Genomic DNA, 14614 nt, shown 5'->3' with positions numbered 1-14614 from the left:
CCCGTGCTAACATTCTCGTTCCAGCGGAAATAAAAACTGATTCTCGAACATTCACATTCCAAGGGGGGAACCGTGATGCTGCAGAATTTCAAGTCTGTCTGCACCGGCATTTTAACACTCGCACTCAGCTTACTACTCGTAGACTCCGCCTGGGCCACAGATCCCAGTCTGAACTACGTCCGCCCCCGGGGGGGACAACGGGGTACTGAGGTGGAACTCACGTTCATTGGTGCCCGTCTTTCCGATGCCGTCGAAATTCTGTCCTACAAAAAAGGATTCGAATTCAAGGACATCAAAGAAAATCCAAAAAACAAGAACATCTGCACCGCGACAGTCAAAATCGCCCCCGACTGTGCCTTGGGTGAGCATACTTTCCAGGTCCGTACCAAAACCGGTGTCTCCGAGTACAAAACCTTCTGGGTCGGGCCTTTCCCCGAGATCGCCGAAAAAGAACCGAACAGCGAATTCGAAACGCCCCAGTCCATTGAAATGAACCACACAGTGAGTGGTGTCGTTCAGAATGAAGACGTGGATCACTATGTTGTCACGGCTAAAAAAGGTGACCGCATCTCTGCAGAAATCGAGGGCATTCGTCTGGCGACCACACTGTTCGACCCCTACATCGCCATCCTGGACGAAAAACGTTTTGAGCTCAAAGCCGAAGACGATCTCCCCCTGCTGAGAAATGATGCCGCGGTCTCGGTAATCGCACCCGCTGATGGCAAATACACGATCCTGGTTCGTGACAGTTCATACGGCGGAAACGGTGCTGCATTCTACCGTCTGCACGTCGGTACTTATCCTCGTCCGACAGCCGTTTATCCCGCTGGCGGCCAACTGGGATCCAAACAGAAAGTCACCTTCAAAGGGAATACCGTCGATAACCTGGTTCAGGAATTCCAGCTCCCGGATAAGCCGGATGCTGAGTTCGAACTGTTCGCCAGCGATGCCGGGGGAACCGCTCCCTCTGGAAACGTATTCCGCCTGTTCCCTCATGGTAACTCCATGGAACAGGAGCCCAACAACGACTTCAAAACGGCTTCTGCAGCAGCACTGCCCAATGCATTTAACGGGATCATCGAAACCGACGGTGATATTGATTACTTCAAATTTCAGGGCAAGAAAGACCAGACCCTGGAAATCGAATGCTACGCCCGTCGCATCCGTTCTCCACTTGATGCGGTTGTGAACCTGTATAACGCCAAATTCGGTCGCGTTGCCGGCAACGACGACTCACGTGGTCCCGACAGCTACTTCCGTTATAAGTTCCCTGCTGATGGAGATTACTATATCTCCATCACCGATCACCTTTCGCGTGGTGGAGCCGATTTTGTCTACCGCATTGAAATGCTGCCGGTCTCACCCAGCCTCGAACTGGGCATTCCCCGCAATGCCCGTTACTCCCAGGAGCGACAGCAGATTGTAGTCCCTCGGGGCAACCGTTTTGCAGCAGTCATCAGTGCCAGCCGTTCTAACTTTGGTGGCGAAATCGCTCTCGATTCTTCGAACTTCCCCAAGGGAGTTAAAGTTGTCGCCGAACCGATGGCAGCGAATCTGACAACGATGCCCGTGGTCTTTGAAGCAGCCGCTGATGCTCCCGTTGAAGGCGAATTGATCGCCCTTAAGGGAAAACATGTCGATCCTAAACTGAATATTTCGGGGGTCTTCACCAACCGGGCCGACCTGGTTCGCGTGCGGAATAACCAGCTGTTGTGGATGAAAGACGTCGCCCAGATTCCAGTCGCGGTTGTCGAGGAAGTTCCTTTCAAACTCGATATCGTTGAACCCAAAGCCCCGCTGGCACGGAACGGCTCGTTACAACTCAAAGTTGTCGCTACTCGAAAAGAAGGTTTCGACGAAGCGATTACCCTCCAGTTCCCCTTCCGTCCACCGGGAGTGGGTGCTTCCAGCCGGGTTACGATCCCCAAGGGCAAAAATGAAGCCTTCTACCCGATCAACGCCAACAGCAAGGCCGAGATAAAAAAATGGAAGGTCTTCGTCATTGGTTCGGCTAACGTGGGTGGCAATGCCTGGGTTTCCTCACAGCTGGCAAATCTGGAAGTTGCAGATTCCTACGTTGACCTGGATCTCGCACGTACTGCCGTCGAACAGGGAAAAGAGACTGAGATCATCTGCAAGGTTGACCTCAAGACTCCCTTCGATGGAGATGCCAAAGTTAAACTGGTCGGTCTGCCTCCGAAAGTGACCACAGAAGATATCACCTTCAACAAAGAGAGCAAAGAACTGATCTTCAAAGTAAAAACGGATCCGGCTTCTCCTCAGGGACGGCATAAGAGCCTGTTCTGTCAGGTCGAAGTTCCTGTGAACGGTGAAACCGTCGTACATACCGCTGGCCGAACCGAGCTGCGGATTGACAAGCCGCTTCCACCTAAAAAAGACGAACCGGCCAAACCTAAAACCGTAGCGAAAAAAGAAGAACCCAAGAAGGAAGAACCCAAGCGTTTGACTCGATTGGAGCAGCTCCGTCTCGAGGCTAAAAAACGACTGGAAGAGGGTACCAAGTAGTCTTCAACTTCAATCGCTCAAACTCTGATTTAGACTCAGAGCATTACGTTTATATCACCTTGATCAACTAATTCCTGTTGACCAGAAAAGGTTTTCGATTATGTGGCGTCATCAAACAATCACTCGCAGTTTTCTCACCCTGGCCTTCCTGGCGGGTGGAATCTCTCTCGTAACTGCAGCAGACAAAACGGAACCGGTCAAAGCAGAGCCCCCCAAGCCTGCTGAAGCCAAACCGGCTGAAACGAAACCAGCGGAGACAAAACCGGCCCCCGCGCAGCCTGCTGCTCCCAAACCGGCCCCTCCAAAACCAGCTCCCAAGATGGTTCAACTGAATGTGTATCCTCAGGATATCCAGCTCACGACCAGCCGGGATCGACAATCCATAATCGGACAGGCAGTTTATGACAACGGTCTGACCGAAGACGTCACCACGAAACTTCAGTTCAAGCCGACCAAAGAAGGCATCGTGCGTATCGAAAACAATATGATTTACCCGGCCGGCGATGGTGAGACCGATGTGGTTACCACTTTCGGCGGTGCGAGTGTCAAGCTGCACTCCAAGGTTACTAAAGCAAAAGAAGACCGTCCCATCAGTTTTACCCTGGACGTCATGCCTACATTCATGCGGGCTGGCTGTAACACCGGTAGCTGCCACGGTGCTGCCCGCGGTAAGGACGGCTTCCGCCTCTCACTGTTCGGGTTTGACCCCAAGGGAGACTATCATCGTCTAACCCGTGAACTCAGCGGTCGTCGAATTAACCTGAGTATGCCTCAGGAAAGCCTGCTGCTTGAAAAAGCCATCGGCGCTGTTCCTCACACCGGCGGTAAACTCTACGAAAAAGACTCAGAATATTATAACGCGTCTTTACGCTGGCTGCAGGCAGGTGCTCCTTACGACGCGGGCGCAATTCCGACTGTTGATAAGGTGGAAATCTATCCCAAAGGTGGGGTAATGGACGGGAAAGGCACCACACAGCAGGTGTCCGTTCTGGCCTACTATTCAGATGGCACGACTCGTGACGTAACGACTCTGTCAGCCTTCTCATCAAACAACGACAACTCAGCCACCATTACCAAAGATGGTAAGATCACCGCAAACAATCGGGGCGAAGCCTTCATTATGGCCCGCTTCGACACACACACGGTCGGATCTCACTTTGTGGTACTCCCCAAGGGCCTGGACTTCGAATGGCCCAATGTTCCGGAATACAACTATGTGGATACCCTGATACACAACAAGCTGAAAAAGCTGCGGGTTGTTCCCTCTGAAGTCTGTTCCGATCCCGAATTCCTGCGTCGTGCCAGCCTGGACATCTGCGGCGTAATGCCCACCATTGAAGAATTCAATACTTTCGTCGCTGACAAAGATCCCAAGAAACGGGAGAAACTGGTTGATCAGTTACTCAACCGTAAAGAGTTTGTCGAGATGTGGGTGATGAAATGGTCTGAGCTTCTGCAGATCCGCACAGTCAATAACCGCATCAGTTACAAGTCAGCATTACTATATTACAACTGGCTGCAGGAAAGAATCGCCAGCAACGTGCCCCTCGATAAAATGGTACAGGAACTACTCGGTTCGACCGGCGGTACTTTTGCTAATGCTGCGACCAACTATTACGAAAACGAACGTGACACTCTCAAAGTCGCTGAAAACGTGGCCCAGGTATTCATGGGCATGCGAATTCAATGTGCCCAGTGTCACAACCATCCGTTCGACCGCTGGACGATGGACGATTACTACAGCTTCGCTGCATTCTTCTCACAGGTGGGACGTAAAGGCAGTGAGGACCCCCGCGAATCTATTATCTACAACCGAGGCAGCGGCGAAGTCCGACATCTGGTTGATAACCGGGTCATGCAGCCCAAATTCCTGGGTGGTGCACAACCTGAAGTTAAAGGTAAAGACCGCCGCGTCGTGCTGGCCAACTGGCTCGCCTCCAATGAAAACCCTTACTTTGCAACGAACCTGAGTAACATCGTCTGGGCACACTTCTTCGGTAAAGGCATTATCAATGAAGTGGATGACGTCCGCATCAGTAATCCTCCGGTCAACCCGGAACTGCTGGATGAACTCGCCAAACGGTTCACCGATTACAACTACGACTTCAAGAAGCTGGTTCGCGATATCTGTACTTCGAGAACTTACCAGCTTTCCACACAGACTAATCCATCCAATGAAAACGATCTGACAAACTTCTCACATGCACATCCACGTCGTTTGCGTGCTGAAGTTCTGCTGGACTGTATTTCCCAGGTCACCAGTGCACCCAATAAATTCCGCGGCTTACCGCTGGGAGCACGGGCAGTGCAGATCGCCGACGGAAACACAACCAACTACTTCCTGACCACCTTTGGTCGTGCCAAGCGTGACACCGTCTGTTCGTGTGAAGTCCGGATGGAACCCAGTCTGTCACAGGCTCTTCACCTGCTCAACGGCGATACCGTCAACAGTAAGATCGTGCAGGGTAAATTTGTAGATTCCCGAATCAAAGCCGGCAAGAAGCCACTGGAGATCGTGGATGAAATGTATATTTCCTGCCTGACCCGTAAACCGACTGACAAGGAATATTCCACCCTGGTTCAGGTCCTGGATGAAAACAAAAAAGACGAACAGAACGCGTTAAATGACATCTTCTGGTCATTGCTGAACTCGCGTGAATTTATCTTTAACCACTAAAGCCCTCTGATTCCAGACTGAGACCTTTAAGCCCGATTTAATATATGGCTGAAACTATGAAAAACTTAATCACTGCAAACCGGTGCCGCCAGATCTGTAACACTCTGCTTGCAGCCGGATTGACTGTCACACTGATGTTATCTCCTCTGTCTGCGGAAGACAAAAAAAAGGACGAGAAAGACAAGAAGCCGAAAGTCACCTATGACGAACACATCAAACCGATTTTTCGGGCGAAGTGTTTTGCCTGTCATAACACCGATAAGAAAGCTTCCGGCCTCGATCTGACCAACTACACCGGTCTGATGCAGGGTGGCGCCGCGGGTGAATCAATTGCGCCCGGCGACGCCGAAGGCAGCTATCTGTATATGCTGGTTACACACGATTCCGAACCCTTCATGCCTCCCAAATCGGACAAGCTTCCCGATAAAGAACTGGCTTTGATTCAGGAATGGATCAGCATCGGTGCTCCAGAAAATGCAGGTAGTAAGGTCAGCATCAAAAAACCAAAGTTTGATTTCTCATTGCAGGGCGCATCTTCCGGGAAACCGGATGGACCGCCTCCCATGCCGCCACACTTGAACCTGGACCCGGTTGTGCACAGCAGCCTGCCTACCGCCATCACGGCTATGGCCACCAACCCCTGGTCCCCTCTGGCTGCTGTTGCTGGTCAGAAACAGGTTCTGCTCTACAACACTAAAACCCTGGAACTTCTGGGGGTGCTCCCCTTCCCTGAAGGCGTAGCTCATGTCCTGAAATTCAGCCGGAATGGCAGTCTCTTACTGGCCGGTGGCGGACATGCTGCTGCCAGTGGCCGCGTTGTGGTCTGGGATGTCAAAACCGGAAAGCGTCTCTTTGAAGTTGGTGACGAACTGGATGCCGTCCTTTGTGCTGACATCAGCTCCGATCAGCGTTTTATCGCCCTGGGCAGCCCCAGCAAAGTCATTCGCGTTTATTCCACCAGCACGGGCGAACTCGCTTACGAAATCCGTAAACACACCGACTGGATGACCTCGCTGGCCTTCAGCCCTGATTCCGTCCTGCTCTGTTCCGGAGACCGGAACGGCGGTGCGTTTGTCTGGGAAGCAGCAACGGGAAATGAGTATCTCACACTCAAGGGACATAAAGGCGGAATCACCGGAATCACCTGGCGGTCCGACTCCAACCTGGTTGCCACCAGTAGCGAAGATCAGTCCGTAAAACTCTGGGAAGTTCAAAACGGGAATAATATTAAATCCTGGAACGCCCATGGCGGCGGAACATCCAGTGTGGAATTCGCCCGCGACGGTCGTCTGGTCACCACCGGCCGTGACAAGGTCACCAAACTCTGGGATCAGGCGGGCAAACAGCTGCGTGCCTTCCCTGCTTTTGGAGATATCGGCGTCTGTGTCACGATCTGTGATGAAACCAACCAGGTGATCTCTTCTGACTGGACCGGAAAGATCAAAGTCTGGAACGCCGCCGATGGAAAAGAAGCAGGTGAACTGACAGCCAATCCGCTTCCATTATCCGAGCGACTGTCGAAAGCGACAGCCAGCCTGAGTGCAGCGCAAGCCAATCACCAGAAACTGGCAGCGACCGCCCAGGCAGACCAGGCTGCAGTGACTAAGATTAACGCAGACATTGCTGCTTCTCAAAAACAGCAGACCGATCTGCAGAATCAGTTAAACAGCCTGAATGGCAACCTGGCAGCCGCCCAGAAAGCTCTGGCAGGTGCACAGGCCGGTGTGACGGCTTCCACGAACAAGATTACCGAAATTGGAAAACCACTCCCGGCAATCAAGGAAGCACATGCAAAGGCTGACGCTGTTAGTAAACAGGCTGCTGGCGACAAAGAGCTTGCCGAAGCTGCTGCCAAGTTGAAAGCGGCCGTCGACAAGCGCACTGCAGCCATCGCAGCCGAGCAGAAAATAGTGGCCACACATCAGGCAGCCGTTAAAGAGAACCAGCAGAAAATTGCAACTTACACGCCGCAAATCAAACAGACAACGGATGCGCTGAATGCGGCCAAGGCAAAAGTAGCTGCTCTGCAGAAATCTCTGAAACCGGCGACCGACAAGGCGACTGCTTCTCAGAACGCAGCCAAGTCGGCCGCCAGCGCACTGGCTGCCGCTCAGAATGAAGTCAAACACTGGCAGGCAGAAATTGAATTCTCCAAGAAACTCAACAACGCCCAGGCCAGCACTGCTAAGTAAGACCCTGATCTGATTTAAGCCCTTCAATCCAGAGGTTGAAGGGCTTTTTTTACATCGGTCCGATTGGAACTCGCCCCAAGGTTCTGTTATTTTGGTCAGTCGATAGCATTGTGACTGAACTTCCAGCAGAACACGAGGAGCATCCCGGTATGGCTCAAAGTAATTCCCGATTCGCGGTCGTAGCCGCCCTGACAGGAAATGCCCTGATTTCGATCGCCAAAGGAACGACCTTCCTGATCACCGGTTCGGGAGCCATGCTGTCCGAGACGATTCACTCAGTCGCCGACTTCCTTAACCAGTTACTGCTGCTCATTGGTCTGGTACGTGCTGACCGGATGCCGGACCGTCGTTATGAGTATGGCTACGCTGGTGAACGGTATGTCTGGGCATTGATTTCCGCAGTCGGGATTTTTTTCCTGGGCTGTGGAGTGACGGTGTACCACGGTGTGCAATCGCTGTTTCATCCACCTGAGCTCAACTTTGGCGAAATGAAATGGGCCATCGCGGCGCTCCTGTTTGCCTTGGTTATCGATGGTGTAGTTTTCTTTCTCGCGCTTAAGACCGAGTGGAAAAACGCTCAGAAAGAGAAAAAGGCGTTTCATCAGTATCTGCGTAAGGAAGCTGACCCGGCCTCCGTTGCCGTCATTCTCGAAGATGGTGCTGCCTGCCTGGGGGTGATTATCGCACTGATCGCAATTCTGCTTACCAAGATGACCGGATCCCCCTACTGGGATGCCATCGGCTCTATTGGAATTGGTGTTCTCTTGGGGGGGATTGCCGTCTGGTTGATTATCCGGAACCAGGAACTGCTGGTCGGTCCCAGTATCCCACCAGAGACGAAAGAACAGGTACAACGCATCCTGAAGAACAATCCGCTGATTGACGATGTGCTGGACCTGCGATCCAGAATCCTCTCAATCGATAACTACCGCATTAAGGTCGACCTGAGTTTTGATCCCGAAGAATTATCAAAACGTCTGAAAAAGAAAGCACTTGCCGCCTATCCTCAAATTCAGAGCGAACAGGACTTCGAGGAGTTTTGTCAGAAGTATACGCGGGATATCCTCGATACCCTGGCTGAGGAGATCGATAAGATCGAAGCGGAAATCCAGCGACAGGTCCCTGAGGCCAGGCACCTCGATCTGGAAGCCAATTAAGCAGCCCGCCTCACGTTCACAACAGAGAGAGCTGCCAGAAGTTGGTGTTTTGTCGGCAGCGAGGCAGAAAAACCTGCGATTTCGTCCCTCGGCCAGAGTCTCAAGCCTGTGATCAGTTTCAGAGGCGCCTATAATAGTGCAGTGTTACCTGTTTTTCGTCTGAATTTTTGTTTGAGTATTGTTTGATGTCTGAGCGTGTTGTCCTGGCGATGAGTGGTGGAGTTGACAGCTCCGCAGCCGCCCATCTTTTACTGGAACAGGGTTATGAGGTGATCGGTCTGTTCATGCGGTCCGGTGCCACCGAAGAGACGGCCTGCGCGATTGAGGATCCCCATAGCCTTCCGGTTCTGAACACGAAAGCACACAAGCAGGGCTGCTGTTCCGCCAGTGATGCTGCAGATGCCCGCCGGGTGGCTGACATGCTCGACATCCCGTTTCATGCGCTGAATTTCAAAGATGCGTTTGGGCGTATCAAAGATTACTTTGCCGATGAATATCTGGCCGGCCGCACTCCCAATCCCTGTGTGATGTGCAACAACTGGCTCAAGTTCGGCAAACTCTGGGAATTCGCAGAATCAGTGGGCGCCTCCTACATTTCGACCGGGCATTATGCACAGTTGAAGTCTGTCCCGGGAGAAGAACAGCCGGCCCTGGTGCGCGGCCTCGACCGCTCGAAAGATCAGTCCTACGTTCTGTTTGGTATCAATCGTGATCTACTCGACAAAATCATCTTTCCCGTAGGCGGCTTCGTCAAACCGGAAATCCGGGAGATGGCAGGTGAGGCGGGCCTGAGGACAGCCAATAAGCCTGACAGTCAGGAAATCTGTTTCATTCCCGACAACGATTATTTCGGTTTCCTCAACCGATACCGGGGCGAGCAGGAAACGGCCGGCGAAATGGTTGACACCGCGGGGAATGTCGTCGGCCAGCATACCGGCTATGAAAATTACACCATCGGTCAGCGGAAGCGTTTGGGCGTCGCCTTTGGTTCGCCCCGTTATGTCATCAAAATCGAACCTGAGACGAAACGAGTCGTAATCGGTACGCGCGACGACCTGGCACGGAAATCACTGGAAGCCAATCGCAGTAACTGGCTGATTGACAGTCCCGGTTCCGAGATCCGCTGTCAGGCCCAGATTCGCTATCAGCATAAAGAAGCTGACTGCACGGTACAGATTCTGGATGAAGAACGGTTCCGGGTCACCTTCGATAACCCGGAATACGGTGTCGCCCCGGGCCAGGCGGTTGTCCTGTATGATGCGGAGCGCGTGATTGGTGGCGGCTGGATCATGTAACCCGGATCAGGCAGCGGCTTCCGCTTCCATCCGATCACGGTTCTGTCGCTTTTTCTTACGGCTGTTGGAATGTTCGTCAGAATCTTCCATGCTGACTGAATCAGCGGCTTCTTCCCGATTGGAAATCCAGGTCAGCAGAGCCGGCAGGGTTACCAGAGAAACGAACAGGCAGCAGCCCACACCAATCACCAATACCAGACCGACGCTGTAAAGTCCACGATGTGTGGCCACCATCATACTGCCAAAACCGATCATCGAAGTCAGTGAGGTCATCACAATCGCATTGATGGTACTGGGAGATGTTTTATAGGGTCCCTGTTTCATCCGGAAATCATGGACCACGTGCACGCCGTCATCAACGCCGATTCCGAGAATCAGAGGCAGCACGATCAGGTTGGCCGGATTCAAATCGATCGAAGTCATCGCCAGAATCCCGAACATGACCAGGCCACCGACGACCGGGGGAATCATGGTCAACAACATATGCAGCACACTGCTTCGTTCCAGCACAAAGGCCACACTGAAGCACATAATCAGGAACATACCGATGGCAGCTTCAACACTGACCGGTGTTCCACGGTTATAGAGGATGAACCAGGTACAGATAGCCAGAATCGCCGGAGGCACCAGCGCCATTGTTGCATGACGACGGCTCAGATAATCGATCAGTAAAACGATACAGATGACTGCCAGAGCATAAATCGAAGCGGTTTTATAACTGATTTTGATCTGTTGAGCCGCTTCGTAATTCTGCAGCGGGGTTCCCGTCACATCCGGATCGACAGAGCGTACCTCATTAACAAACTCCTCCAGCGGTTCAATTTCCCAGATGTGATCGCGGGGATAAATCTGGATCAGCCATTTTCCTTCAGGACTCACGAAGCGTGAAGTCAACGAACGGGGCAGATCGGAAAAACGGACCGGCGAAGAATCGGAGGCACCACGGATGGCGCGGAACTGACCGAGCAGTGACGCAGTAGTCCGGTACTGAAATTCATCCAGGAAGCGGGACTGCTGGGCCAGCGTCAAAGATTCAAACCGGTTGAGAAACTGATCCAGCATGCGGGCAGTCTGCTTCGCTGTTGGACTCTGGTAGTTTGAGAGTAACACATAAAACTGTTCGAGTTTCCGCCCGATCGTCGAAGGATTAAGACGATTCACGGGAGGCACATTATTCGGCAGTCGTGAGAGCTGTGCCCGATAGGACTGCACCAGCAGATTGGTTTCCTGCGAAGAATGTGCAGGGACGCGTGAGGCCAGCTCTTCCACATGATGCACGGAGGGCAGAGCTTCGAACTTCTTACGCAGTTCCCGTGCCTCTTCCGGACTGTTCGCTACGGAGACTGCGAACAGCAGCGAGTTCTGAGCATCGTTGAAAATCCGTTTCTGGACTTCGACTGACTCCAGTCCCGCTGCCTGCAGGTTCAACAGGTTGTAGTCATAAACAACGCGCGATTCCCATCCCTGATCCGATTTTTGAACCAGTTGGCTGGCACAGAATGCTACCAGAGCCAGGGAGCTTAAAGCTACCATGCGGGGAAACCGCGTAATCATTTTCTGTAACCACTTTCCCTGGAAGGGAGTGGGCATCTGTTTGACTTCTACATTTTTATCTGCCTGTGAAAGCAGTGCCGGCAGCACCAGGAAGGTGGCGATTGCACATAAGATAATTCCACCACCACCGATGAAACCAAGTTCCGCAATTCCCAGGAAGGGCGTCAGTCCAGCACAGTAGAAAGCCAGAGCCGTCGTCACAGCAGCAGCCACAATCCCGGTCCCCACCGTACGCGATGTTTTGAGCAGAGCCGGTTCCAGATCTTCCCCTTTATGCCGCAATTCAATGTAGCGGGCGAGGTAATGGATACCAAAATCGATCCCCAGCCCGATCAGAATCACGGCAAAGGAAACCGAGAGAATATTCAGATGACCAATGGTAAGTGTGGTATAACCGAAGGCCCAGGCCATCCCGGCTGCCAGCATGAGCAAAGTCAGCAGAGGATGACGGATTCCACGAAAACCGAAGAACAGCAGCAGTCCCACGCCGAAACAGGAAATGATCGATGCATTGATCATATCGGACTGCGACTTACGCATTTCGTCATTTTCCAGAACCGGAATTCCAGTCAGACTGATTTTGGCTTCCGGATTCTCAGCAGCGACTTCGCCGATAATGGTCCGCATCTGTTCGATGGCCTGCGTGGCACCGTCAAATCCTGTTTCCTGATGCACCGGAAAGACCTTGAGAAAGCCCATCGTGCCGGATTCATTCAACAGGTAAATGATTTCACGAGACCGTTCGCGCATCCGTTCGTTCACTGCGACAATCGAAGGCCAGGGAGACTGAAAGTCATTCTGGTCTGAAAGGTAGCGGGCCATGCTGGATGTCAGAATCGCAGCGTGGGTAAACAGTGGCTCCAGTGACTGATCGCGTTCGGTGCCTCGATAACTGGCAGACCGGGATTGAATCTGGTAACGCAAGCGATCATACAGCAGATCAACCTGGGTCAGATCCCAGCGACCATTACGATAAATCGGACCATATTCATCCAGCCGATTCAGACCAGCCTGCAGCTGTCGCGGAGTTAAATATTGAAGTCCTTTAGAAGGTAAATCGCCTGGGTTAATCTGATAGAGCGGATTCTCAAACAGTTCGGGATGCTGCTCGATCCGCTGTCCCAGGGTCCGCAGGACATATTTAATCGATTCGGGATTCTCAGCTTCGACGACACAGACCAGATCCGATGAACTGCCGAAACTCTCGGTGTAATTCATCCATTTCTGATGGAAGGCTGCTGTCGGATCGATCAGATCAGCCCGGTCGGTTTTGAACTCCAGCCTGAAGACGGTCAGCAGGATACAGCCGACGGACACAACCAGGGCCAAAGCCAGACTGAGCCGGGCGTGCGTCACCACAAACTGGGTTGTCGCAGCCAGCGCCTCGCCGAGGAATGAGCGTTCCTGATTTTCAGGGGAGAGATTATCCACAGAACACTTCCGTGTGCACCTAAGTCGATCTCTCGTTCGATCTAAACAACCGGGCAGAAGTGAAGGGATCGATTAATTGAGAGCGTTGATCGTATTATGAAGCTATCGATTTTACAGCAATCTCCGTATTGCCGACAACCTGAATATATCCTGATTTGAGGTTGTAAGTTAATAGATAACCAAACTTTAATCCCCTCAGGAATTCGGGTCGCAATAATGTGGATCAGGGAGGGACCTCCCGGTTTGAACACGATATTTTGCCCGATGACAGGAAGTTCATCGGCAATCTGGTCTTTCTAAGATCAACATTCTCGGCGAATCCGAGGCTTCCCGGCAGATTTTTCCACAAGATCCGGAAACCCAGAAAAAGAAACAAAATGCGCAAGTCTAATTAAAATGGTGAATTAGCTGCGGTCTCTTGAATCTGGGGAGCAGGCTTATCGGCATTTTGCTGAATCCCACTTGACCCCATTTTCGATTTTTCATAAAAAACCTGCCCCATCGCAATGGTCTGGCGGCTCGCCTTGGCTGTCAGACGTTGTTCACTTCAATGACTCTTTCCAATACCCCTCTCAAAGACTCTCTTTGTAGGACAAGCTCATGTTAAAACGCGTTATTCGTTCAATTCCCGTTGTGGGAGTTACATTGTTCTCGATGGCCGCTGGTTCCGCCCAGGCACAATGGCTGCCTTTCAACAATTGTAATTCTTGTGCACCGCCGCCGGTGGTTCAGAACTGCTGTCCACAGCCTGTGGTCCAGTGTCCGATCCCGGTGACCCAGACCACCTACCGTCAGGTTCCGGTCACAGAGTATCGGCCTGTTCAGCAGACCGTAATGAAACCTGTGGTGGAAACCAAGTACGTGGATCAGCAGGTCACCGCCTATCGCCAGGTTCTGGAGCCTCGGACGGTCGACGTTCCTTACACGTCTTATCAGAATGTCACTGAGTGCCAGCAGGTACAAAAAGACATGGGTCGCTGGGTGACTCAGCGTCAGTGTATCCCCAAAGTCGCTCCCTGCGAGTACGACAACCGCCCCAACCTCCTGGGCTGGATGAACCGTACCGGATATTCCATGCGTATGGCATTCACACCTCAGTATCGAACCACCCGTCACTACGTACCGAACGTCGTGACCCAAAATGTTCCGGTTACCCGTCAGGTTGCCGTACAGCAGTCTCGCAAAGTGACTTATAACGTCGCTCGAATGGTGCCTTATACAACGACCCGGAAAGTCGCTGTGAACTCCACTCGCTACGTCAAAACTACTGTGACTGCAATGAAACCAGTGACCGTCATGCGATCTATTCCAACCACTCGGACGGCCTATGTCTATCCATCCAGCGATGGATTTGGTGGCACTGCGACCGCACTGCTGCCCAGTGCTGATCCTTACATGTCTGCAGAAGCGCCACAGACAATTCATCAGCGTTCTGCCGAGAACAAAAAGAAGTACGATGATTCGTTCAAGGCGAACGGAGACAAGTACGAGCGTGATCCTGCTTCCGACCCTCGCCGGTCGAGCCTGGACAACGATTCGTCCTTACGTCGCTCTTCTTACCAGGTACCACAGGAATCTACCGCCCCGACATTCCCCCCCACACGCCGGGCTGGTTACGAACCTGATACTTCCGACAGACCACTGCCTTCGATCGTGCGTGCCAGCGGCTGGACCCGTCGGGTCGCTCGTCCGGAGCAGACTGCTCCTGTAGCATCAGGCAGCGACATCTCTGTCGCACAGCGGACACCCTGACTCAAAGTTGGAAAGACATGAGCACTTTGA

Annotated in this window: 7 protein-coding genes; 6 read left to right on the top strand and 1 reads right to left on the bottom strand. The window is 52.5% G+C overall.

Annotated features, from left to right (window positions below):
* Nucleotides 1-75: 75 nt before the first annotated feature.
* The 5 genes from RID21_RS22925 to mnmA all read left to right on the top strand — a co-directional run bounded on the left by RID21_RS22925 (nt 76) and on the right by mnmA (nt 9847).
* Nucleotides 76-2526: a PPC domain-containing protein gene (locus RID21_RS22925; protein WP_350192954.1), complete on the top strand. Its 2451-nt coding sequence runs from the start codon at nt 76-78 to the stop codon at nt 2524-2526.
* Nucleotides 2527-2626: 100 nt separating this feature from the next.
* Nucleotides 2627-5203, top strand: coding sequence for a DUF1549 domain-containing protein (locus RID21_RS22920; protein ID WP_350192952.1), 2577 nt, complete (start codon nt 2627-2629; stop codon nt 5201-5203).
* Between the two features lie 134 nt (nt 5204-5337).
* On the top strand, nt 5338-7395 hold the full coding sequence (locus RID21_RS22915) for a c-type cytochrome domain-containing protein (protein ID WP_350192950.1): 2058 nt from the start codon (nt 5338-5340) through the stop codon (nt 7393-7395).
* 149 nt (nt 7396-7544) lie between these two features.
* The gene (locus tag RID21_RS22910) at nt 7545-8552 is read left to right on the top strand and encodes a cation diffusion facilitator family transporter (RefSeq protein ID WP_350192948.1); all 1008 of its coding nucleotides are present in this window, start codon (nt 7545-7547) and stop codon (nt 8550-8552) included.
* 185 nt (nt 8553-8737) lie between these two features.
* Nucleotides 8738-9847 (top strand): tRNA 2-thiouridine(34) synthase MnmA, encoded by a 1110-nt coding sequence (gene mnmA, locus RID21_RS22905; protein WP_350192946.1) that lies wholly within the window; start codon nt 8738-8740, stop codon nt 9845-9847.
* Nucleotides 9848-9853: 6 nt separating this feature from the next.
* On the opposite strand, the gene RID21_RS22900 is transcribed toward mnmA, so the two are convergent.
* The gene (locus RID21_RS22900) at nt 9854-12832 is read right to left on the bottom strand and encodes an MMPL family transporter (RefSeq protein ID WP_350192944.1); all 2979 of its coding nucleotides are present in this window, start codon (nt 12830-12832) and stop codon (nt 9854-9856) included.
* Between the two features lie 600 nt (nt 12833-13432).
* Between RID21_RS22900 and RID21_RS22895 the strand changes: the two genes are divergently transcribed.
* Nucleotides 13433-14584, top strand: a complete 1152-nt coding sequence (locus RID21_RS22895; protein ID WP_350192942.1) for a hypothetical protein — start codon at nt 13433-13435, stop codon at nt 14582-14584.
* Nucleotides 14585-14614: the final 30 nt, after the last annotated feature.

It is taken from the genome of Gimesia sp. (assembly GCF_040219335.1).
Lineage (GTDB): Bacteria > Planctomycetota > Planctomycetia > Planctomycetales > Planctomycetaceae > Gimesia.
The sequence above is the reverse complement of the archived record's forward strand: the minus strand, read 5'-3'. Positions and strand labels throughout refer to the sequence as shown.